At 43.9% G+C, this 23,510-nt stretch carries 15 protein-coding genes and 2 tRNA genes; 11 read left to right on the forward strand and 6 right to left on the reverse strand.

Features of this window, described 5'->3' with window-relative positions; all coding sequences use genetic code 11:
- Positions 1-8: 8 nt before the first annotated feature.
- Positions 9-941: a CHAD domain-containing protein gene (locus UF05_RS14020; RefSeq protein ID WP_045545386.1), complete on the reverse strand. Its 933-nt coding sequence runs from the start codon at positions 939-941 to the stop codon at positions 9-11.
- Between the two features lie 443 nt (positions 942-1,384).
- Between UF05_RS14020 and UF05_RS14025 the strand changes: the two genes are divergently transcribed.
- Positions 1,385-2,173 carry a thioredoxin domain-containing protein gene (locus UF05_RS14025; protein ID WP_025794099.1) on the forward strand — a complete coding sequence of 263 codons (789 nt, stop codon included), beginning with the start codon at positions 1,385-1,387 and terminating at the stop codon, positions 2,171-2,173.
- Positions 2,174-2,957: 784 nt separating this feature from the next.
- Entirely contained in the window at positions 2,958-5,654 is a 2,697-nt protein-coding gene (locus UF05_RS14030) for an Ig-like domain-containing protein (protein ID WP_045545387.1), read from the forward strand.
- 109 nt (positions 5,655-5,763) lie between these two features.
- Here UF05_RS14030 and UF05_RS14035 read toward each other — a convergent pair whose 3' ends face one another.
- Positions 5,764-8,391 carry a hypothetical protein gene (locus tag UF05_RS14035; RefSeq protein WP_079854993.1) on the reverse strand — a complete coding sequence of 876 codons (2,628 nt, stop codon included), beginning with the start codon at positions 8,389-8,391 and terminating at the stop codon, positions 5,764-5,766.
- Positions 8,392-9,069: 678 nt separating this feature from the next.
- Between UF05_RS14035 and UF05_RS14040 the strand changes: the two genes are divergently transcribed.
- The 3 genes from UF05_RS14040 (at position 9,070) to UF05_RS14050 (ending at position 11,949) form a co-directional block, all read left to right on the forward strand.
- Positions 9,070-9,156 (forward strand) — tRNA-Leu (locus UF05_RS14040).
- A gap of 73 nt (positions 9,157-9,229) precedes the next feature.
- A tRNA-Cys gene (locus UF05_RS14045) sits at positions 9,230-9,303 on the forward strand.
- A gap of 843 nt (positions 9,304-10,146) precedes the next feature.
- A complete protein-coding gene (locus UF05_RS14050; RefSeq protein ID WP_197065583.1) occupies positions 10,147-11,949 on the forward strand; it encodes an Ig-like domain-containing protein in 1,803 nt (600 codons plus the stop codon).
- 78 nt (positions 11,950-12,027) lie between these two features.
- Here the strand turns inward: UF05_RS14050 and UF05_RS14055 are convergent, their stop codons facing one another.
- Positions 12,028-13,662 (reverse strand): hypothetical protein, encoded by a 1,635-nt coding sequence (locus UF05_RS14055; protein ID WP_005498963.1) that lies wholly within the window; start codon positions 13,660-13,662, stop codon positions 12,028-12,030.
- 434 nt (positions 13,663-14,096) lie between these two features.
- Positions 14,097-14,504 (reverse strand): nucleoside diphosphate kinase regulator, encoded by a 408-nt coding sequence (rnk, locus tag UF05_RS14065; protein WP_005486313.1) that lies wholly within the window; start codon positions 14,502-14,504, stop codon positions 14,097-14,099.
- 439 nt (positions 14,505-14,943) lie between these two features.
- Here rnk and nirB point away from each other — a divergent pair, with 439 nt between their 5' ends.
- From nirB to cobA, 4 genes are all read left to right on the forward strand, one after another.
- The gene (nirB, locus tag UF05_RS14070; protein ID WP_025575991.1) at positions 14,944-17,508 is read left to right on the forward strand and encodes a nitrite reductase large subunit NirB; all 2,565 of its coding nucleotides are present in this window, start codon (positions 14,944-14,946) and stop codon (positions 17,506-17,508) included.
- 13 nt (positions 17,509-17,521) lie between these two features.
- Complete coding sequence (nirD, locus tag UF05_RS14075) at positions 17,522-17,845, forward strand: nitrite reductase small subunit NirD (RefSeq protein ID WP_005460996.1); 324 nt, start codon at positions 17,522-17,524, stop codon at positions 17,843-17,845.
- 202 nt (positions 17,846-18,047) lie between these two features.
- Positions 18,048-18,896 (forward strand): formate/nitrite transporter family protein, encoded by an 849-nt coding sequence (locus UF05_RS14080; protein WP_015313275.1) that lies wholly within the window; start codon positions 18,048-18,050, stop codon positions 18,894-18,896.
- 173 nt (positions 18,897-19,069) lie between these two features.
- Positions 19,070-19,828 carry a uroporphyrinogen-III C-methyltransferase gene (cobA, locus tag UF05_RS14085; RefSeq protein WP_005498944.1) on the forward strand — a complete coding sequence of 253 codons (759 nt, stop codon included), beginning with the start codon at positions 19,070-19,072 and terminating at the stop codon, positions 19,826-19,828.
- A gap of 44 nt (positions 19,829-19,872) precedes the next feature.
- Here cobA and UF05_RS14090 read toward each other — a convergent pair whose 3' ends face one another.
- Entirely contained in the window at positions 19,873-20,313 is a 441-nt protein-coding gene (locus UF05_RS14090; RefSeq protein ID WP_005480278.1) for a DUF4174 domain-containing protein, read from the reverse strand.
- 117 nt (positions 20,314-20,430) lie between these two features.
- Between UF05_RS14090 and UF05_RS14095 the strand changes: the two genes are divergently transcribed.
- The gene (locus tag UF05_RS14095) at positions 20,431-20,919 is read left to right on the forward strand and encodes a LabA-like NYN domain-containing protein (protein ID WP_005480252.1); all 489 of its coding nucleotides are present in this window, start codon (positions 20,431-20,433) and stop codon (positions 20,917-20,919) included.
- Between the two features lie 88 nt (positions 20,920-21,007).
- Here UF05_RS14095 and UF05_RS14100 read toward each other — a convergent pair whose 3' ends face one another.
- Positions 21,008-22,339, reverse strand: a complete 1,332-nt coding sequence (locus tag UF05_RS14100) for an anaerobic C4-dicarboxylate transporter (protein ID WP_005460955.1) — start codon at positions 22,337-22,339, stop codon at positions 21,008-21,010.
- 418 nt (positions 22,340-22,757) lie between these two features.
- Between UF05_RS14100 and UF05_RS14110 the strand changes: the two genes are divergently transcribed.
- Complete coding sequence (locus UF05_RS14110; protein WP_025794398.1) at positions 22,758-23,495, forward strand: siderophore ferric iron reductase; 738 nt, start codon at positions 22,758-22,760, stop codon at positions 23,493-23,495.
- Positions 23,496-23,510 lie beyond the last annotated feature (15 nt).

Genomic DNA, 23,510 nt, shown 5'->3' on the forward strand with positions numbered 1-23,510 from the left:
CCTCGTGGTTAACGGTAAATCTCTAACGTTGAAGCGTCATTGATAAATGAATCAAAACTTTTTAGACGAAGTAAGGTAGATTGCCGAGATTGCTCATGAGCCTGTTTTATTTCCTTAATCAAAGATTTGAGTACTTGGCGATCTGGTTTGTTGTAGCGTTTGTCTTTGCGGAGCTGGGTGAAAAACGCAATTTGAGTCGAAGTGTCATTGAAGTCGCCGAGCTTGTCTTGAAGCTGCTTAAGTTGCTTCACATTTTCTTTGTGTTGTTGCGCGGGATAGAGAGCAGAGAAGCACTCCAGCAAGTAGCGCAGTGCTTTGCATTTAATGCGTAATGTGTGAATGACATCGTCTTTACTCGCTGGCGAGATTTTTCTTTGTGACTTATCTACTTTTCTAAACTGGTCGGCAATCTTTTGATTTGCGAACGTCACTAATTCAATGTCGTTTTTTAGCAAGTCGTATTGTTTAGTTCGCTCAAGGCTGTTTCGAACCACAGCGCAATGCGCTTGGTAAGCAAGTGATGCCAACCAACTTGCTACGCGCACTTGTTCTGCATTCTTCATGGCATCAATATCCGTGAAAATGCGCGTTAATGATGAATGCTGTTCTGGCAACATCGCAAGATATTGGTTGGTGTCTAAAGTGAACACATCTAGGTCTCGCAATAAGTTCGTTTGTTTCATTAATGTCTTTAAATGAGGCTTGAGGATGGCTAACTCAAAACAGGGGATGACTTCGCTGAGTAAAACGCATAAAGAGCGCATGCGTCGTAACGTGACGCGATATTGATGTGTAAATTCAGGGTGAAGGTTATCCATGATCCCTTGCTCTAACGAACGAGCATACTCAAACTCTCTCGCAAGAAAATCAGGCAATACAAAGCAGAGTTCGGAATCGAGATGCAGTGGCAATCGACTTGAAGATTTTGGTGGGGCGTTCATGGTTTTCCTCCAACATACTTAGACTAAGTGTAGAGGTTGATATTGCATAGACATAAAAGTCGTTCAAATAAATCGAAATCTTACCAAGCAATAAATTAATTGTTTTAAATACATGTCGTTAACCGATGTTCATTTTATATAAGCATAATATGACTATTTCTTATAACCATATTATTAACCGAATTGACTTATATCGACTCCTTTACAATACTTTTTACCAACTTAAAAGAAATTGCTGTCTTATCGTCAGTGTTAATAGCTATTCAGAATTTATTAATACTCAGATTAGATGGAAGTCTGTAGCTTGTTGTTATTACTGATAGTTTAAATTTTCTCTAATCACTTAACAGGCATATTCTGTCAATGACCTCTCAGCAAATCTTTTAATAGGGATAAGTAAAGTGTGAATTTATATTCGTACTATTTCATAGTGAGGGCGTGAGATGTTTATACAAACAGTAAGAATCGTCATACCGTTAGTGTTACTGCAGTTTTTAACGGGTTGTCAGTCGGATGATAACGATAAGCTAAAATCAGAAATTGAGTCGTTAAAACAAGAGATCAGTCAACTAACAAAAGAAGTAGGAAAGATAGAAAATGAAGTGAAAGAAATGAAAGATTTGGCATTTAACCCACCCAAAAAAGAGCCACCGACTTTGCCGAATCAACCTAACTTTACTGAAGATGGCACATTGCCACTTCTTGGAAGTAAAGACGCAAAAATTGCTATTATTGAATTTTCTGATTTTCAATGTCCTTATTGTAAACGATTTACAGACAGTGCTTTTAAACAGATAAAAGAAAATTATATTGATACTGGTAAAGTGCAATATATTGCGCGCGATTTCCCGTTGAGTTTTCACGCGAAAGCCATGGGTGCTGCGATCGCAGCTACGTGTAGTCTTCAACAAAATTCCTACTGGCCAATGCGAGATATGCTGTTTAGCAATGTCAAAGACTTAGGAGACGAGCTCTATCAAAAAGCAGCCACAGATTTATCTTTGAACTTGGAAGAGTTCAATAAGTGCATGAAAGATAAATCTATTGCTAACAAAGTTGAACAAGATTTGACGTTAGGAAAATCCTTGGGCATTCGTGGTACGCCAAGTTTCTTAATTGGCCGCGTCGAAAACGATCAACTTGTAGAACCACAGATAGTAGTGGGCGCGCAGCGGTATGCAGTGTTTGAATCGCTATTAGAGCAGTTATCGAATAGCGATAAAGCAAAATAATATTTTTCATATTGAATAAAAGGCAACTAATGTTAGTTGCCTTTTATTTTATCTAAATTAACCAGTTTATTAATTTAGAGCTTGTCTTTATATATTGATATTAGGTGTCGATATTTATAGTTGTTCTGGTGAATTGAAACTACACACATAGATCTTCTTAAATCATCGATGCTTAATAATTGTTTTGTTTGTGTTAATTTTTGGTTGTTTGAGATAAATTGCTTATTTTTCATGGGGTAACTTTGATCATATATTAAAATGGCAAAGTTATATTAAGCTGAATTCATATTGGGATTGGCATTTTACTTGTAATTTAAATCTTCTTATATATTCATGCTTTAAATAAGAATGTTTGATCTTGCGATAAAAATTAATTGTTTTTGGTTGAAATTTAATCACTGTGTTTGTAGGATTTTACCTTCAAAAACCAACCTGCGCTTAAAAAATAGGAAAGAGGGGTAAATTTATTGCATACAAATAAATAATTTATCTTGTGTTACTAATGCAAGTTTAACCTAAATAATAAATGACTATTTTAGAGTTTTGCTTTTTAATTTTTGTTAAAAGGCACGGCATCTTATTGACTAATTATTAGATGTCTTTGGGGTTCTAATTCTAGCATCTATTGCTTACCTTTAACGTTTGTAGCTTTTCGAAATGAATGGAAATTCATGCGTTTAGCTTAGTTATTTGCGCTCCCTAAGCGTCAAGCGATCGACATGATTGCGGACTTCTGCTGCGCAAAAATTAAGAACCAAAGATAAAAATACATAAGAAATTAAGTATGTTTAATACCCATTTTAATATTGTTACTTCCAATACATTTAAACTATCAACAACGGCTCTTATCGGCCTCTTATCTCTGACATTCAACGCGACGGCTCAGTCGCAAGACATCCCACATGGACATGTGATTCAACAAGAAAAACTGGTTTCACCTACTGCTAAGGGAAAACGCCAACAGGCTCAAGATAATACCAGCGCATTAAAGCAAGCGATGGCTGATTATCGCGGTGCATCGGCGAAAAACAAACATCACTATCTAGAGCAAATGATTTCTCTTGCTCACGGTCGTCAAGCATTGCTTTCCGAGCTGTTTCAGTCAGATCCTAGCGCGGTAGCGCAGGTTGCTCTGACTGCAAAAGCTCGCAAAGGTATGCCTGAAAAAGTACAAGCTTTGCTAGAGCAGGAGCAAACGCTAGAAGGCGAACTGGAAGTCTTCTACGAAGATTATGAAGATCACAGCAAGAGCCGTCTTCGACACGTACTAAACACCTCAGAGGGCTTTATTGAGGTTCACGGTTCTTCTCAATCACCAATCAACGCGATTCAGTCGGGTGTAAAAGTACGTGCGCGTGGTTGGAAGTTTAAAGACGTAGCAGATAAATGGGACGCTTTAGTCGTAGCTGACGAAGCGGATGGACTGTCTGTGTTAGCGCAAGACAGCACGGGGACGGTTACTGCATCGACTACGACGAGTTCTGCTGCGTTATCAAACACTTTTGGCGAACAGCGCACGTTGGTGCTTCTGGTTAACTTTCAAGATAATCCGCAGCAACCGTGGACCATTGATGAAGTTAAAGACATGGTTTTTGGAAAGGTTAACGACTTCTACAAAGAGAACTCCTTTGGTCAGACGTGGTTGAGTGGTGATGTACACGGTTACTACACGTTGCCGATTAATAGCAGTTGTGATTATAAAGGCTTTGAAAGTTACATTACGGCAGCCGCTGAAGCGGATGGCATTGATACGTCTAGCTATTCACGCAAAGTTTATATCTATCCCAAAGTAGAGAACTGCGGTTGGTCTGGAATGGGTACCGTTGGTGGCAACCCGTCAAGAGCTTGGATTAACGGCGCATTTAGGCTGAACACGATTGGACACGAATTAGGTCACAACTTTGGCCTTCATCACGCTCAAGCATTAGAGTGCGGTACAAATACAGTCGGTGGTACGTGTTACAACTATTCGTACGGTGACACGTTGGACATTATGGGAACATCTAATGGTCATTTTAATGCCTTTAACAAAGAACAGTTAGGTTGGATTAAACCATCCGAGCAAGAGGTCATTACGGTTACCAATAGCGGCACATATTCTTTGGAACCCTATGAAACGGCGCCAGCAGGTGCAGCTAAAGGTCTAAGGATTAAACGTGGGACTGATGCGGCATCTGGACAACCATTGTGGTATTACATTGAGTACCGTCAACCTATCGGTTTCGATAGTTTTCTTGAAGGGCAAACTACAATAACGGATGGCGTCGTTTTCCACGCTGTAACTGGAGATGATTTGAGTAGTGTCCAACTGCTTGATATGACGCCTAACAGTGTGAACTCAGACCTGATTGATGCTGCCTTGATAGCGGGCAATACGTATGAGGATACAGAAGCCGGTATTACCATTACGACCGAATGGGCTGATAGCACAGGCGCAAGTGTCCACGTTAGCTTCGCTGAGCCTATGTGTGTGCCAAGCATGCCGAGTGTTGCTGTTGTTTCCAATCAAGTTTCAGGTGTAGAGTCTGGTAGCACCGTGGGGTATTCGGTTACGGTAACTAACAATGATGGTGATGGATGCGCAACATCGAATTTCGCTATTGAAGCAAATGCTCCAAGTGGGTGGGTGACAACGGCATCTCAGTTAAATTTGGCTCCTGGTGCGAGTGATACAGTGACGGTTGATGTGACTTCGGATCAAGCTGCGATAGACGGGACCTACGGCATTACATTCAACGTGACAAATGTTACTGATACTGACTACGACGTGAGTGCTACCGCAAATTATGTGGTTGAAACTGCGGTTGAAGCTTGTCAGCTATCGACGCCATTTCTCATCATGTCTACTAACCAAAACGGGGATTTTGAACCGGGTAGTACAGTAAGTTACACAGCGACGGTTACCAACCAAGATAGCGCAACTTGTGACGCGACTACTTTCACGCTAGCGGCAAGTATTCCGAATGGCTGGAGTGCGAATAGTGGTGCTATGACTTTGATTCCTGGTGAAACCCAATCAATTACAATGACAGTAACATCGAGCACTGAAGCTACTGACGGTACTTATAACATTGTTATCAATGCGAAACATTCTGCTGATGCAAGCTTGAATGCTAGCCAAGTAGTGAGTGTGAGTATTGTCGCTCCAGTCACGGAAAATAACGCTCCTGCCGCTCAAAACGATTCTGTGACGTTGACATCGAAAGAGCCAGTGACTATCGATGTACTCAAGAATGACAGTGATCCCGAAGGAGATACGTTGAAGGTTATCTCAGTGACTCAAGGCGCGAAAGGAACCGTTCAAATTACATCAAATGGTCAATTGCTTTATTCTCCAGCGAAAAGCTTTAAAGGTAGCGATAGTTTTAGTTACACCATCAGTGATGGCGTGAATACGGCTTCTGCATTGGTGAATATTGGTTTTGGTAGTTCTGATACGAGTACTTCTACGGGGAGCAAAGGCAAAGGTCGAAACAAGTAAGTTGACTTAGACAAGTTGCTCTAGAAAAACAAAAATGCCAGTCAGAAGTTCTGACTGGCATTTCTTTTAAGGTAAGGTAGGCCTTACTGATTTTTAGTGCATTCAAACATTAAGGTTGAATCACATCTTGAGTTTGAACCGTAACTTCCACTTCTGCAGCTCGAATACTACCGTCATCATCCAGCACTTCTATAACAATACCATCATCTGCACCAGAGGCGCTGAAGGTATCGAAAATACCAAGTGCATTGAAGAGTTGAACACGAACGAAACAAGCATAGGTCTCGCCAGCTGGAATCGTTTGTCCAACATTACAGTAACCATCAAGCAATTGTTGGAATGCAGAGTCAAGCACACCTTCAATGCTCGTACCAGAGTCATCGAAGATTCTGAATAGAGTACCTACATCAACATCACCAGGGGTGGTTGCATCAGGAATACTCACACCGCGAATCGACATTTTGTTCAAAGTAATGTCTTCAAAAGTACTGCTGTTGGTTACTTTGACAAATACGTTGGCATGGAAACCGAAGTTAGCTTCAAATTGCGGAAGCACATTATCAAAGTTCACTTGAGCAGTATCTTCGTTCGATTTGGTCTCAGGTTCACTTGCATCATTTGGATCGCGTTTAGCTGTGACGAATGCAGTATTTAGCAAGAATGTGTCGTCGTAATCTGTATTTGGATCGTTTGAACCATTACCAGTTACATCAGCGACTAAGGTACACATGTAAGGTGTGCCATATTCAATCACTTGAGGGAACGAACACTCATCGCTTCGTTGAGTTGAAGAAGCACTTGCTCTCACGCTGCTAAATAGCACGTCATCCGTCAACGAAATCACGGTCAAGTCTTCTTTGGTTACCGCATTAGCATTGGTCATCGTAAATCGGTAAACGACCTCATCTCCCGGTTCATCCACGTTGATAGATTGCATGAACGAAGCTGAATCGATAGCTGGTGTTGGAACGTTTGCGTCTACAGACACGGCAACATCTTTGACAAGCGTAATCATTGGTTCGGCACGAGTCACACTGACTACCGCCATATCGTTCGCTGCACGAGCCTCATTGTCGTTGATAATGACGTTTACGGTATTGGTATAGGTACTACCATCCGCAACAGTGACATCGACAGTATATCGACAAGTGAAGGAACCAGTCATTTTCGCTAACGGTGTATCGCTGTTAGGATTATCTGGAGCCGTATTACAGGCTGGAGAACCCGTGCTGTCAGCTAACAGATTAATATCGTCGGCCAAGTTTCCTGGTGTACCGTTATCATCGACAAGTTGGATTACCCATGCCGAGTCAACTGTACTTAGATTGGTCACAGTAACTTCATAGGTGATAAGTCCTTCATCATCAATATACCAAGCGCCAGCTACATTACGTAAACCTGGGCCGCTGATAGGGGTTTTAGTGATATCTACGGCTGGGTCGACGTTGATCATTTTAACTGTAACGACATTCGAACAGTTACCATCATCGTTTGTCGCATCACCATCGGTAGGGTCACAGGTATCATCGCCAATTACAGTGCCACGACCTTCATTATCGGTAGCGCTAAAGCGAATGAAGTTTTGATAAAGCTCCTCAGGTTGTCCCGCAGCGTTTGCTGTGGTTGGGGCAGGATCATCTGGGAGATCTTCATCATTGATCTGAACGTAGAAACTACAAGAAGTACTTGGAGTTGTATCAGTTAGTATGATTGGATAACTGAGTGACTTACAAGTATTCGGGTTACCCGCAGTGTCTAGCAGATTAAGCGTACCTTGGTTGTCTGCACCGCCAGTTAAATCAAACTGTTCAAAGATCGAACCGTCTGTGCTTGAACGATAGATATCGGAAAGGCTCGTGATTTGAACTGCTGAACCGGCAGCTTTAGTAATCGTCAAAGTATATTTGAACGTACCTGCTGGCTCGTTGCTGCTAGCTGGCTCGACGGATTTCAACACTGTTGGTGGATTCGGTTTAATGAATACCGGAATGTTGAAGTTGTCACATTTACATTTCGATTTGTTGTTTGGAACTTGGCCAGGATAAGCGCTGTCTTCAGAACAGTTGTCGCGTTCGATGTTGTCCCACGCGGCACAGTAGTTGAAGTCAGCTTGTCCATCTAAGCCGTCATCCTCACAGATAATTTCGAATACAGCATCTTCTAGAGTGTATTCGTCAGCGGTTAGCTCAGATTTTTTAATATCACCACAGGCGTCTCCATCAAGCTGCTGGGCGACAAGAAAATAAGGGTCAAACCCACCAGCACCAACTGGTACTGGCAATAGGACACTACATGCGTCCCCATCTTGATAAATTACGTCTGGATCGACGTTCTCTTTTCGAGGTACATAAAAGGTGGTATCCCAGCGCTCTGCTGCATTAGCACGCACACGAATATCTGCTTTTAATTTAAAGGTTTCCCCCAAGGTACAGGTCAAATTCCCAGAGCTGCTGCCATCTGGAAGGATTATCTCTTTAGGAATGACCTGCGTAATCTCAACGTCGTTCGCGGTACAGTTTAGAGCTTCACCTAACGTACCTTTCATACCAGAACCGCCAGTATCGAAGTACGCGTCCGCCATACAGCTGTTTGCTGAATTAGCGGGATCTGGATAAATAGGTTGCTCGGTTAATGCATTCGCAGGTGAAGCGGTGGTTAACCCATAAAAGGCGGCAGCACTTATCAACATAGCGCTGAGTATCCCTTTATGTCGGTTGTATATTAAATGTTCCATCATCTACCTTCTTTTCTCATTGAAAGTTGATAAAAGGGCGATGTAAGTATCCAATGATGCCAACACTGGACTCCGGCATCATTGAACACACGAACTGCTGTGCCCCCTGTCCCATGACAATTGCTCCACAAAGTGTGTGTTCTGAAACTTGTATGGTGGAGCGCTTGTCGGTGCCCACTAGAGAGCAAAAAACAAACCAACACCTATTGCATTGATTTTTAAATATTTTGTGTTTTCTAAAACTGTTTCAAAAACACTTTGTGTGAACAGAGTGTTAACTTGTTGGGAAACGGTCTAGGAGATCATTCCTAGGAATTAAACGGGATATCAGTCGGTTATGGAGGGAAAGAAAAACGTGCCACTTGGGTAGTGTTCGAGTTAACAGGTGGACACTTTGTTGACAGCGAGTGAGAAAGTCATGTGTCTTGCTGTGGTTTTTTGTGCCTAACAAAGTCAATGTAGAGACTGGGGGAAGGGGATTCGAACAAGATTGTGAGGAACCGATTTGAATGATAGTTGCACTAATTGTGCGTGATTTATGCTGTTGGGATTGCTTTTTAAGCATCTGAATCAAAAAGATAAAATTTATTGTTGACCAGATAAATTAATCCGTTAAAGTACGCCTCGTTCTCACGGCACAGGCCGTTGAGAGATGGTGTTACCATCGCAAAGATTTGCGTTGCCCTGGTGGTGGAATTGGTAGACACAAGGGATTTAAAATCCCTCGGCGTTCGCGCTGTGCCGGTTCAAGTCCGGCCCGGGGCACCATCAAAACGATGTATGGATTTCAGATTCAGTTTTAAAGCATCGTTCTCATGACAATGAGAAAACAATCAGGTAAGGCGCGTTGGCAGAGTGGCTATGCAGCGGATTGCAAATCCGTGGACCTCGGTTCGACTCCGGGACGCGCCTCCATTATTTCGAAAGCCAGTCTCTTATGACTGGCTTTTCTCGTTTATAGCGCTCACAAATCATTTTCCTCTCTTGTTCTGGCTACAATTAATTTTCATCATTCTATTTCTCACATCATTATTATATTCAAAGTGTATTTCCATTTTTTCTACAGAATAAAACTATTTATCTTGTTCAATTTTTTATTCATAGGTAGGAATTGAATAGTAGAGTGAAGCTTCTATGTTTCTTCGAGTGATTTTATTATTGTCATCATTTTATATCTATTATGTTCATATAAATACCACCTTAAAGATAAAGTGCACACTTGGTGTGCAATGTAATTAATGTTTTTATTTTGTTTGTCAATTGTTATTATTTGTTGTTGTCTTAAGGTAAGGCTTTGAAATGTGGTCAGTAAAAGAACTAATAGCAGTTGAGTGAGAACAGTTTTGCGCTCATTTTCTATTTTCGACATATATTTTATTGATTCATAATAGTTTTTATGTTTAAGAGTGCAATCGGTTCATTATTGATTCGATTGAATATTCTCAATTTTAGAGCAAAAAACAATCGATGTTTAACTATTTGATGTGATTGAAACTCTTTGGCTATTACAAAGAATTAACGTAATTTGGTGATGTGGTTGGTTGAATTTTAACCTTTTGCTTTGTTATGATGCTGCCTCATTTATTGATGTTGGTGATGTTTTAGAAGAATAAATACATTATGTATAGAAAATTGAGATTATTCATAGAATAAGCTCTGGTTCTATATTTTCTAAATTTTAACCTCTATCTAATCCTATATATTCTTATCGTTAATTCGGTGGGAAGGATAATTATTATAATTATTTCAGGTGAAGCAGTGATTGATAAACTCCGCATGAATAAGAACGCCCTAAATAAAGGGATCTTTTTCTTGCTCGTCTTATTTCTATTTCTACAAAATATCCAGTACGCCAAAGCCGCAGGAAGTTCAATAGGCCAACAAGATACGTTGGTGATACTATTGAATTTCAAAGAGAATCCTAACGATCAACCGATCACATCAGAAGAGGCGCACGCGTTAGTATTTGGTGAAGTTAACGATTTTTACCAAGAAAACTCCTATGGCAAGACATGGTTAAGTGGTCAAGTTGCAGGTTGGTACACATTGTCTGTCTCGAATCAGGTGTGTGATTATCCTTCGGTTCAAGCGGAAGCGGATAAAATGGCGCGTGCTGATGGCGTAGTGCTTGAGGATTATCAGCGCATCATTTACATCATGACGCAATCAGGTTGTGCTGGTGGTGGTTCTGCAACAACAGGGAAAACGTTCCCGAGTCGTGCATATATAGATGGCACGCTGTCAGCAAGAGTGATTGCACATGAATTCGGGCACAACCTTGGTTTGAGCCACGCCAAGGCGTTGGATTGTGGCGATGCGTCGGTATCGAGTAACTGTAGCGTAATTGAATACGGCGACTCGTACGATGTTATGGGTACTCCTGATATGGGTTACATCAATACGTACTACAAAGAACGTATGGGATGGTTGAATGATGCGGAATCACCCAACATTCTTACGGCAATTCAAGATGGTTTGTATGAAATCGCAGAGTACGAAACCCAAGACATAACACAAAACATCGCGTTAAAAATACCTCGCGGTGTGAACCCTAATACTGGCTTGAAGGAGTGGTTCTATGTCGAATATCGTCAAGCGATGGGTTATGACCAGTTTTTAGATGACCGCTCTTATATGCTGTTTCGTGGCGATGTGACGGATGGTGTGATTGTTCGTTTAGTCGAAGAAGGCGCGGAAGAAAGTTACATTCTGCACATGAAGCCAAATTCGGATTACAGCCAAGTTTATGGCCGAAAGGATTGGAAAGACACCGCGTTACCAGTGGGTGACAGTTTCACCGATCCAGTTTCTGGTCTCACGATTAATCTTGCGAGTGCAGCCAATGGTTTTGCTGGTGTGAACGTATCGTTTGGTGGTTCGGTAACTCCAAGCGTTTGCGAGATGTCTGCGCCAAGTGTGTCTGTGAAAGCGACGTCTGATACACAAGTTAATGCTGGCGACACGGTTGAATATCAACTGACGGTAACAAACACGGCGAATGATGTTTGTGGCATGATTCGTTTTGATGTGTCTGCTCAAGTAGAGAGTGGCTGGCAAGCGAGCTCTCAATCTATTTCCCTTGCGTCTGGCGAGTCTAGTGTAGCTACCATCGCGGTGACTTCTGCTCTAAGTGCAACCTCTGGTGACTACCCTGTGACGTTTAATGTGGTAAACACGAAAGATGAGGCTTACAACGTGGCGACACAAGCAACGTATGCCGTTGCTGAGCAGCAAACGGGCAGTGGTGATGTAGTGGCGGTTGACGATAACGTTCAGATGAGCAAAGTTTCAACGGTAAGCATTAATGTGTTGGGTAATGACATCATTGCTGATGGTGTGTCTGTCGAGATCTCAGCAATGAGCGCACCGAGTAAAGGAACGGTGAAGCTACTTTCTGATGGGAGTATCCAATACACGCCAGCGAAGCGATTCAAGAATCAAGACAGCTTTAGCTATACGATCACCAGCGGTAATGTTACGTCGACGGCAATGGTGACTGTGGCGCTGCAATCATCTCCTGATTCTGGCGGATCTTCACCTGGCAAAGGTAAGAACAAATAACAAAGCAAAGCCACCTTATGTTTAAGGTGGCTTTTTCGTTATTGTTTACTGTGGATTGCTGCTATCGGTTTGTCTTGCTTACGGTGCAGGACATAGTGGACAGCTTGCCTCTACAGGCATGCCTGTATCGACAGTGACACCTGTAATGGCGTTAACACCTTCTGCAACGACGGTGTCTTTGAAGGTTCTTACATCATGTGCAACAACCGGACCACCAGATACGTCACTACCCGGAGCAGGGATGTAGGTGCCATCGTAGTTCATACAGCTTTCAGGATTTAAAGTACCGACATCTTTAACGACTGTCATACCGTCATGCATTTCAGTAATTTTCACATCGTTAAGTTTCACTTTACTGTCGTTACATACTTTACCTTCGTAGTTCACTCTTAATCCGTACGCGCCAGATGCGTTTTCTTCAACGTAGGTTGTACAGTCTTTAGTGATACTCAATGCGCCCACTGGAGTAAGTGGAGGACAGCTATCTGTGTCAGACTTAGTAAGCACAGGTTCACCACCATCTTTGATGGCTGCGCTCGCCGTAGCCTCATTTTCTACACCGTTGATGAGCGAAACAAAGGAACCTGTAAATGTTGCAGTTTCGCCAGCGGCAAGAACGTCAGCAGTGAATGAATCGCCAGCAGTAATATCTTCAACATAAAGGTCGTAAAGTGCACCAAAACCAGTATTGGTTACTTTGATCTCGTAGTTGTAGATGATTGAGTCACCACTTGGTGATAATGCACCTGTTGGACATGTTTTCACAAGTTCCATACCACATAACTGGAATTGACCTAAAACGAAGTCTTTCAAAGATGCGGTGAATGAAGCAGACGAACGGGTTTCAGCCATGAAGCTGCTGAAACAAGACGCTGTGCCGTCGATTCCGCCAAGCAGTTGAGTGAGGTTTACACCACCTTCATAGAAGCTTTCGTATGGGAAAGCGTTCATTGTGCCGTTTTTTGCAGTGTATGGCCAAGGTGATGGGATTGGTGTTTCACCTTTGTTGGTGGTTGCACAACCAAAGTCACCATCATTGACAGCAGAACAGTCAGCAGGGTTTGCACCACTGGTTTCCGCTTGTAGGCGTAAGTTTTTGGCTGCACAATCGCCAGGGGCAGGGTCATTACTGTCCGCTTTTGAACAGGTTGGATCCCAAGTTACCAATGCGGCGTAAGGTTCATCATTCGCACCTTGCGGATAATCAATCAATACCAAAACGTCGCCCACAACGTGTTGACCAGAGAACGAACCGTCATCAAGGGCTTGGACATCATCTTGGAAGAACCAGAAACCCATAAAGGCATCACCTACGTTCGCAAAACGGTCGGCACCAAAATAAATGACCAAATCCGAACCGCCACCGCCGTTATCGACGCCGTAGGCAGCAGCGTAAGCATTGGTTAAGTCATCTTTATCTGGTACGGAACCATCTTTGTGAGACCATTCTGATATGTCTTGAATATCTTTTCGACCACCAGTAAATATGGAGACAGGTGACGGATCGGGAAGAATCCCAGTATCGACATTGGCACTGTCGCTACCATCGTAAATATTTTCCCAATCATCCCCCGCAACGGCGTCGTCTGTTGCATTACCTTCCAGTTCGAAGGTGCCCAGATCATGAACCGCCCAAGTCGGCGAGGCGAACACACTCAATATCAGCCCCAAGCAAAATGCTCGAGCCAATATCACCAGTTTATTAAAGTCCATCTTACTTTCTCCTTTTCCAAACAGAAGATACGAGCCGATTGACGCTCATAACGGCAAGGAGCGTCTCCAATTAACACGTCATCACGATTGACGCTGGGCTCGTTACGTACGGGAGGGGTTAAGCAAGAAGTAATCCGTTAGTTAACTGACTGAAAAATTTGGGAAAAATAATTTCAAGCTGTCGAGGTGAACAGTTTAAATAGCGGTGTTTAGGTGATACGGAACGATAAGCGTATGAATTCGATTGAAAAGACAGAAATCTGTATCAGATGGACAATGTGTAACACATGTGAACAGGTTGGAGAGGCTGGCGAAGAGAGTAGCAAGGCTGCGCGAGGGAAGACGAAGGTGAAAAGCGACGATGTAAGAGAAAGTTCGAGAAGCTCTCCTGGTGCAAAGTCTTGCGATGTCCTTTGCACCGGGACTCCTGAGGGTTAGCGGTTTAGTGCACCACAACGCTCAGGTTGGTATGTGATATCGACAATTTCAATCGTCTTCACTTGTTTGTTTGGCATTGGCCAATCGAGCTTTTGACCCACAGACAAACCGATTAGTGCGCTACCAACAGGAGCAAAAATCGAAATGTCATCACTGCTTTTTAGCTCTGATGGGTAGACCAATGTTTTGGTCATGGTTCTTTCTTCGCCCGAAAATTTAAACTCAACGGTTGAGTTCATGGTGACCACATTCGACGGCATCTCTTCTGGTTCTAAAACCGTTGCGCGGTCAAGCTCTGCTTCTAGCTCAACAAGCTCTGCAGCGATGTTTGGCATCTTATCCAGCAGGGCGGTAATTCTGTTCATATCTAAGCTTGAGATATAGATAGAGTTGTTTTCTGACATTTTATGACTCCCAAATAAAATGCCGCCTCATAAACATGGGACGGCGCTCTATATGTCAATTACGGTATAAATCACATGGTTTTCATTCCATATGAACTACTTTTGATTCTAGTCTTTATGCAATCCGTTAGCTAGTAAAAGATTTTTATTGTGGGGCTTGATTTTTTCTAAAACTATCAAACACTTCGAACGCTGTTCGGTACAAAATTCTTCTTTATAACCATAACTTATCATGGGCAGCTGATTGCTTATAAGGGTTCTTTGTAAAAACTACCAATATTCGTTAATAAATTACCTTATTTTATAGGTAAACAGAGCAAATAGAGCCAACTACCCCTTTAGGGTAGTTTGAATTTGTAATTGATTTACATCATGTATTAATTTTCTTTCACAATTAACAATGCGCTCAGTGATAAGAACCTAACCCTTAGGAAGTACAATGAGCAAGTTGAAGCTAGTAGTTATCGGTAACGGTATGGTAGGGCACCGTTACATCGAAGACTTAGTCGAGAAAACGGATGTCTCGCAAATGGATATCACCGTTTTCTGTGAAGAACCTCGTGTCGCATACGACCGTGTGCACCTTTCCTCTTACTTTTCTCACCACACAGCTGACGAACTGTCTCTAGTTAAAGAAGGCTTTTACGAGAAACATGGCATCAATATGTTGATCGGTGAACGCGCGATTAACATCAACCGTGAAAACCGAATCGTTTACTCAAGCACTGGTCGTGAAGTTCAATACGACAAGCTGATTCTTGCTACTGGCTCATTCCCATTTGTTCCGCCTATCAAAGGTCATGAAAGCAAAGACTGTTTTGTTTATCGCACAATCGAAGATCTTAAAGCGATCGAAGCGTGTGCGAAGAAGAGTAAATCAGGCGTGGTTATCGGTGGCGGTCTGCTAGGTCTTGAAGCTGCAGGCGCACTAAAGGCACTCGGTGTAGAAACACACGTCGTTGAGTTCGCGCCAAAGCTAATGGCTGAGCAACTTGACCTTGCTGGTGGTAATCAACTTCGTCAAAAAATCGAGCGTATGGGCGTGAACGTTCATACCAGCAAAAACACGCTAGAGATTGCAGCAGAAGGTAAAAATGCTCGTAACGTCATGCGTTTTGCTGACGGCACTGAGTTAGAGACAGACTTCATCGTATTTTCTGCGGGTATTCGTCCACAAGACAAACTGGCTCGCCAAATGGAGCTAGAACTTGGCCCTCGTGGCGGTGTTGCCATCAACGACCACTGCCAGACTTCTGATGAGAACATCTACGCGATTGGTGAGTGTGCGTCTTGGAATGAAATGTTCTACGGCCTTGTTGCTCCTGGTTACAAGATGGCGACCGTTGCGGTTGATCACCTACTAGGTAACACAGAAAGCAAATTCGAAGGCGCTGATATGTCTGCGAAGCTAAAACTGCTTGGTGTGAAAGTGGGCTCTATCGGTGATGCGAATGGTCGCACTGAAGGTTGTAAGAGCTACGTTTATCAAAACGAAGAGCAAGAAGTTTACAAACGTCTTATCGTTTCTGAAGACAACAAGAAACTGCTCGGTGCGGTATTAGTGGGTGATACGTCTGACTACGGCGATCTGCTTCAACTGATGTTGAACGAAATCGACCTACCAGAGCATCCAGATGCCTTGATCCTTCCTGCACACGCAGGTGCTGAGAAACCAGCACTCGGTGCGGATGCACTACCAGAAAGCGCAGTGATCTGTTCATGTTTCGACGTAACCAAAGGCAAGATCGCTCAAGCGGTTGCTGATGGTCACCACACATTGGGTGACATCAAAGCAGTGACTGGCGCAGGTACAGGCTGTGGTGGCTGTATTCCTCTAGTGACGTCTGTTCTAAATGCTGAGCTTGCTAAATCGGGTATCGAAGTGAAGAACGACGTGTGTGAGCACTTTGCTTACTCGCGCCAAGAGCTGTTCCACCTAATCCGTATTGAAGAGATCAAAACGTTTGATGAGCTTCTAGAGAAATACGGTAAAGGTTACGGCTGTGAAGTTTGTAAACCACTGGCTGGTTCTATTTTGGCTTCTTGCTGGGGTGAGCACATTCTTAAGCCACAACTGGTTAAGCTGCACGACACGAACGATAACTTCCTAGGTAACATCCAAAAAGACGGTACTTACTCTGTTATTCCACGTATGGCGGGTGGTGAAGTAACACCTCAAGCACTGGGTGCGCTAGCGAACGTTGCTGCAGAATACAACCTATACACCAAAGTAACCGGTGCTCAACGTATTGGTCTGTTTGGTGCTCAAAAAGACGATCTTCCAGAGATCTGGCGCAAGCTTATCGACGCTGGTTTCGAAACAGGTCAAGCGTACGCAAAAGCACTTCGTATGGCGAAGACCTGTGTTGGCTCAACTTGGTGTCGTTACGGCGTTCAAGATTCTGTTGGTCTAGGTTCTTACATCGAGAACCGTTACAAAGGCATTCGTACACCTCACAAGATGAAGTTCGGTGTTTCTGGCTGTACTCGTGAGTGTGCGGAAGCACAAGGTAAAGACCTTGGCATTATCGCGACTGACGCAGGTTGGAATATGTACGTTTGTGGTAACGGCGGCATGAAACCTCGTCACGCAGACTTACTAGCCAGCGACCTAGATAAAGAAACGCTAATCAAGTACATCGACCGCTTCATGATGTTCTACATCCGTACTGCTGCGCCACTACAACGCACATCAGTTTGGATGGAAAACATGGAAGGTGGTGTTGACTACCTACGCGACGTGATCGTGAATGACAAACTTGGCATCAACGCTCAATTAGAAGCAGACGTAGCGAAGCTTGTAGACGAGTACGAGTGTGAGTGGACGGCAACTATCAATGACGAATCACAACTGACTCGTTTCGCACATTTCATCAACTCTGACAAGCGCGATGACAACGTTGTGTTTGTTCAAGAGCGCGAACAGCACCGCCCAGCGACCTTCACGGAGAAACATCCTGAAGCGAAAGGCGACATCCTACACGTAGCGATCACTGAAGCATAAGGGAAGGTTGAACATGTCATTTGAAAAGATTTGCCAAATCAGCGACATCGTACCAGGCACTGGCGTTTGTGCTTTGGTTAATGGTCAGCAAGTTGCGGTATTTCGCCCAACAGAAGCGGAAGAAGTGTTAGCTATCAGCAACACCGACCCGTTCTTCCAATCGAACGTGCTTTCTCGCGGTTTGATTTGTGAGCATCAAGGAGAGCTTTGGGTGGCGAGCCCGCTTAAAAAGCAACGCTTTAACCTGACAACAGGTGCTTGTATGGAAGACGAGCGTTTTAACGTGAAAGCGTACAAAGCGCGCGTGACAAACGGCGAAGTCGAGATTCAAGCGTAAGTTTAATCCCTCCTCTGCGGAGGAGGGATGTTTCTTCGCCTTTCGGTATCCGTTTCATAGATTCAATAGACAAAGGCTTTCCACGCATCATTTCCGGGGGACAGGGAAGCGAGATGATGTCGACAGCAGTGGATGTCAGTGGGAAGCCTTTCTCTATTCAATCTTCAACTTTTAACTTTCAATTTTGAATAAGGACACATTCATGTCTACAGACTTTAAACCTGCTGAATTCGTGCAAACCATGATCAACGTTGGTGAAGCAAAAACCAATACAAGCACGCGCGACCTTCTGCTTCGTGGCACGATGGCCGGCATTATTTTGTCGTTAGCGGTAGTTGTCGCGATTACTGCGATGGTGCAAACGGGAATTGGCCTTGTGGGTGCACTTGTTTTCCCTGTTGGTTTTGTGATTCTTAGTGTGATGGGTTACGACCTAGTTACGGGCGTATTTGGTCTTGCGCCTTTGGCGAAGTTTGCAAACCGTCCGGGCATCACTTGGGGGCGCATTTTCCGTTGCTGGGGTCTGGTAGGTTTGGGTAACCTGATTGGTTCTCTGATTGTGGCTTACCTTGTGGCGATTTCTCTAACCGGTAACTTTTCTCTAGAACTCAACGCGGTAGCGAAGAAGTTTGTCGCTGTTTCTACCGCTCGTAGCCTTGGTTTTGAAAACATGGGTATGGACGGATGGATCACGTGTTTCGTACGCGGTATCTTCTGTAACCTAATGGTGTGTCTAGGCGTGATTGGCAACATGACTGCGCGTTCAGTCTCCGGTCGCGTGGCGATGATGTGGTTCCCAATCTTCATCTTCTTCGCACTCGTATTTGAGCACACTGTGGTAAACATGTTCCTATTCCCACTAGGTATGATTCTAGGTGCGGACTTTGGTATCGCGACTTGGTTGAACTTCAACTTAATCCCAACCATTCTAGGTAACATCATCGGTGGTCTTGTCATGACTTGTCTACCACTGTACCTAACTCATGCGAAAACAGCGCCTTCTCTAAGTGTTGAAGAGGACGTTATTGCAGAACCTGCAATCGCAAAATAAACCGCTTTATTTGGCCCTACCTTTGGTGGGTAGGGCTATTCAACTCATTTAACTTTCGATAGATATTGTATTGATTTAGCTATAAAAAGTAATAACTCCTTGGGGTAGTTTGAACCCTAAGCCAATTAAGTGAGTGTTACTCTTTATATCCCAATTTTCCGATAGGCGTTGATATGACTACTGCGAACTCATCTTTAAACAGCGGCTTTGTTTCTCTTGTTGGTGCTGGGCCTGGCGATCCGGATTTACTGACGGTCAAAGGTTTGAAAGCGATTCAAGCGGCTGAAGTTGTGGTGTATGACCGTTTGGTATCGAAAGAGATTCTAGAGTTAGCACAGGCATCCGCAGAGATGATTTATGTCGGGAAAAAGCTCGATTTTCACTGCGTACCACAAGATCAGATCAACCAAATTTTGGTGGAAAAAGCACAAGAAGGGAAACGCGTTGTGCGCCTAAAAGGTGGAGATTCATTTATCTTTGGACGCGGCGGTGAAGAGTTGGAAGAGCTTGCAGAATACGGTATTCAATACGAAGTGGTGCCGGGGATCACCGCTGCGGCGGGGGCGACGGCTTACGCAGGTATTCCACTAACGCACCGCGATCATGCGCAAAGCGTTCAATTTATTACAGGTCACGTGCAAAAAGACGGGCGCGAAATTGAATGGCACTCGTTAGCGCAATCAAACAACACGCTTGTGTTCTACATGGGGTTGAAGCAAAGCGGCCACATTATGGACAAGCTCATCACGCACGGCTTAGACCCAGAAATGTCATGCGCAATCATCGAAAATGGGACGCGACCAGAGCAACGTGTGTTCCAAGGTAAACTAAATGAACTGTCTAACATGGCAGAGCAAGCAGTAAGCCCTGCATTGATTGTGGTGGGGAGCGTTACGCAGCTGCATAATAAGTTGGCGTGGTTCGGAAAGTAACGAAGAATCCTGTTTCTTCACGAGTCTTCATTTCCTCAAGTGCTTCAGATTTCGCAGGGGCTTCGCTGCCTCTGCATCTCTTGTTTCCGCATCGGCATTTGGTCAATCAAATCGTTAATGTATTGCCAGTCGGTTTCTGCCCCCCAGCGGTATTTTTCTAAGCCATCTTTACCGAGTAAAATCGCAGTGTGCTCGCCTTTTTTCACGCTGTAGATCTCTGCGAGTATCTTTAAATCAAACTCTTCTTTAAGCCAGCTTGGCACGGTGTAGCCGTCTTCTGTGATCACCAGTGTGACGACATCTCTATCAACTAACTCGCACTCGTGCATCAATGCTTCAAGCAAGAACTGTTTTACGTAATCATCATTTTCAGGCGCGAAATACAGAACACTGCGATGCGGCCAGTATTGAGTGTGCGCAGGATAGCCGAGTGCCGTCGAGGCAAAGACGCACAAAAGCAGTATCACCAATAACTTTCCACCCATGACTCACTCCTAAAAACGCGATTTTCCGTTTATACGTTAAGTTTAGTGGAATTGGCTCATTGTGCTTTTGGGCGATCTGGCTTAGGGTAGGCGGCAAATTATCGGTATGAGATCACCATGCAATCAGACCACAAAGAAAAAATCGCCATTCTCGTTGACGTTCAAAACGTTTATTACACTTGTCGCGAAGCGTATCGCAGTAACTTTGATTACAACCAGTTTTGGTATGTCGCGACACAAGAAAAGGAAGTAGTAAGCGCAAAAGCTTATGCCATTGCCAGTAACGATCCGAAGCAACGCCAGTTTCATCACATTCTGAGAGGTGTGGGATTTGAGGTGATGTTGAAGCCTTACATTCAGCGTCGAGATGGCAGCGCCAAAGGGGATTGGGATGTCGGTATCACGCTCGATGCGATTGAGATTGCGCCTGATGTCGACCGCGTGATTTTGGTTTCTGGTGATGGCGACTTCAGTTTGCTGGTGGAACGTATTCAGCAGCGCTACAACAAGAAGGTCACCGTCTATGGTGTACCAAGGTTAACCTCGCAAACCTTGATTGATTGTGCTGATAATTTCGTCGCGATTGATGATGATTTCTTGCTGTAATCATTAGACTAGACAAAGAAAAGGCGAGCCATTCAGGCTGTACTTATGCGTACAATGACTCGCCTTCCAATCTTACTTTACAGGTTGTTTATGAAGGAATGATGATTTGTCCTAGTACGTAACCTAAGCAACACGCGCCGATCACACCAATCAAACCTACCGACATAAATGAGTGGTTGAAGTACCACTTACCAATCTTAGTTGTACCTGATGTATCGAAGTTCACTGTTGCGATATCAGAAGGGTAGTTTGGAATAAAGAAGTAACCGTACACCGCTGGCATTAGACCGATAAGCAGTGCAGGATCCAGACCCAAGCCAAGACCAACAGGCAGCATCATACGAGCCGTTGCTGCTTGAGAGTTCACCACAACCGATACAATGAACAACGCAAGCGCGAACGTCCAAGGGTAGTTCGTTACCATCTCTACAATGCCAGATTTGAATTGAGGCATTGCGTATTGGAAGTAAGTATCAGACATCCATGCGATACCGAAGATAGCAATTGCCGCCACCATACCTGATTTGAATACCACACCGTTTGGCACGTCACGCGGGTCAGTTTTGGTTGCAAGAAGAATGATACCGCCGAAGCAGAGCATCATCATTTGAATGACAACGGCCATGCTGATTGGTTTCGCGCCATCCACAATGGTACGAATGTCTGGCCACATCGCGATAACGACGATAACCAAGATAGAAGCGATGAATAGCAACACAGAGTTGCGAGCACTTGTTGGTAGCACTTCGTCAAGAGACGTTGCAGTTGTGTTGAGGATCTTTTCACGCCACACAGGATCTTTCAAACGCTCTTGGTATTCTTCATCGTCTTCCAGTTCTTTACCTCGTTTGATGCTGTAAAGTGACATCAGCAACGTACCGAATAGTGTTGCTGGAACCGTAACGAGCAAAATAGAAAGCAGAGTGATCTCGTGCTGAATATCAGAGAGTTGAGCTAAGTAGTAAACCACGGCCGCTGAAATTGGTGAGGCTGTGATTGCGATTTGAGAAGCGACAGACGCCGCCGCCATTGGACGCTCAGGACGAATGCCGTTTTTCAATGCAACGTCGCCAATGATTGGCATAATGGAGTAAACCGCGTGACCTGTACCGAGCAAGAAAGTCATAAAGTAAGTCACAAAAGGAGCGATCAGGGTGACGCGTTTTGGGTTTTTACGAAGCACACGTTCGGCAACTTGAAGCATGTATTTCAAACCGCCTGCGGCTTCAAGAATCGATGCACATGTTACAACCGCTAGGATGATCAACATAACGGTGACAGGAGGGGAGGTTGGCGGCATCTTAAAGATAAAGACTTCAATCACCAAACCAATACCAGATACGACCCCGAGGCCGATACCACCATAGCGTGAGCCGATATACAGCATCACGAGCAAAAATAGAAACTCAAGATACAACATGTGGATTTCCTTATTCAAAACAGAGGGCTATATAGCCAAATTACCTAGTTATATTGTCCCGATATTCAGATGGAAAATACTTCATGTTGTTCACATTCCGTTGGATAAGAAACAGCAATATTCAATTATTGGCAATAACTCACGCTATCAGAGCGAACTGTTACAGACCTTTTACCAAGGTGTTTTTATGCTGTGGCATTTTTAAATCGAAATACCTCAAAACCTGCTGATGATTTAATCATTTGTTGAATTTTATAGTGTGTCGTTTTACTCAAGTGGTTGAGCAACGAAATGGATACTGACTTGGAGCGCCGGTCAACGGTATATAAAATGCACAAATACAAAAGATAATAGTTTGCATTGCGATTCATGCTTAAGTATAAAGGGGGCAGATCTCAAACCGTAACCGCACGCAATCATGTCCGAGCCATTCTTCCCGCAACTCTTTCAAACATCGCAAACCATCACTCCTTATTTACATGGCGATATTGGTCGCATTGAGTCGGATGCCATTCATATCGATAATGATATCAATCCCATCGTCCAAGAGTTGTATCGTCAACTTTCTGAAACGTATCCAGAGGCCGGAAGGGCGTATTGGCTCACAAGAACATGGGATTTGCTCTGCTGGCAGCCAATCTACGTTGCGCTTGTCTCTATCTACGGTTTTCAATCGCTCCCGAATTTGGGAAATATTGCGCAGTACTTACAGCCCTGCTTTGTAAGAGGATTTCGCTTTGCGGATCAGGAACATATTCAAGGTAGTCACACAATATTGATTGCGCAGGCAGGGCGTCAAATTCGAGCTTTGTTCGATTTTTATCAAGAACAGATGAACGAGTGGATTCGCATTCGTCCGGGGTTTACTCATCAGTTGATGTCAGACGGTATTTTGGCGTGCTTGTTAAGGTTACAGCAACATTTCCCTCAACTGACCGATGCCATCATTAAAGAGCACGCTAGCTTGTGGCTTAGTGCTCTGGGGCTGGATGAGCGTCATATCGATGCTTTGCATGGTGTGCCTCACGAGCAACCGCTCAAATTGGTCAGAAAAAGCTGCTGCTTGGTGTACAAGTGTGAAGGAAGAAAGCTCTGCGAGGACTGCCCTAGAGCAGCAAAAAACCGTCAGTTAATCATGCAAAAGAGCAATGGTTAACAACTTATTAACCTA

This window comes from Vibrio sp. S457-15, from assembly GCF_000960545.1.
Lineage (GTDB): Bacteria > Pseudomonadota > Gammaproteobacteria > Enterobacterales > Vibrionaceae > Vibrio > Vibrio parahaemolyticus.

Excerpts from the sequence above, each read along its gene's own strand:
- UF05_RS14055 (WP_005498963.1), bottom strand. The coding sequence starts at position 13,662 with ATGGACTTTAATAAACTGGTGATATTGGCTCGAGCATTTTGCTTGGGG.
- UF05_RS14035 (WP_079854993.1), bottom strand. The coding sequence starts at position 8,391 with ATGATGGAACATTTAATATACAACCGACATAAAGGGATACTCAGCGCT.
- UF05_RS14080 (WP_015313275.1), top strand. The coding sequence starts at position 18,048 with ATGTCTACAGACTTTAAACCTGCTGAATTCGTGCAAACCATGATCAAC.
- nirD (WP_005460996.1), top strand. The coding sequence starts at position 17,522 with ATGTCATTTGAAAAGATTTGCCAAATCAGCGACATCGTACCAGGCACT.
- nirB (WP_025575991.1), top strand. The coding sequence starts at position 14,944 with ATGAGCAAGTTGAAGCTAGTAGTTATCGGTAACGGTATGGTAGGGCAC.
- cobA (WP_005498944.1), top strand. The coding sequence starts at position 19,070 with ATGACTACTGCGAACTCATCTTTAAACAGCGGCTTTGTTTCTCTTGTT.
- UF05_RS14025 (WP_025794099.1), top strand. The coding sequence starts at position 1,385 with ATGTTTATACAAACAGTAAGAATCGTCATACCGTTAGTGTTACTGCAG.
- UF05_RS14020 (WP_045545386.1), bottom strand. The coding sequence starts at position 941 with ATGAACGCCCCACCAAAATCTTCAAGTCGATTGCCACTGCATCTCGAT.
- UF05_RS14110 (WP_025794398.1), top strand. The coding sequence starts at position 22,758 with ATGTCCGAGCCATTCTTCCCGCAACTCTTTCAAACATCGCAAACCATC.
- UF05_RS14030 (WP_045545387.1), top strand. The coding sequence starts at position 2,958 with ATGTTTAATACCCATTTTAATATTGTTACTTCCAATACATTTAAACTA.
- rnk (WP_005486313.1), bottom strand. The coding sequence starts at position 14,504 with ATGTCAGAAAACAACTCTATCTATATCTCAAGCTTAGATATGAACAGA.
- UF05_RS14100 (WP_005460955.1), bottom strand. The coding sequence starts at position 22,339 with ATGTTGTATCTTGAGTTTCTATTTTTGCTCGTGATGCTGTATATCGGC.
- UF05_RS14095 (WP_005480252.1), top strand. The coding sequence starts at position 20,431 with ATGCAATCAGACCACAAAGAAAAAATCGCCATTCTCGTTGACGTTCAA.
- UF05_RS14090 (WP_005480278.1), bottom strand. The coding sequence starts at position 20,313 with ATGGGTGGAAAGTTATTGGTGATACTGCTTTTGTGCGTCTTTGCCTCG.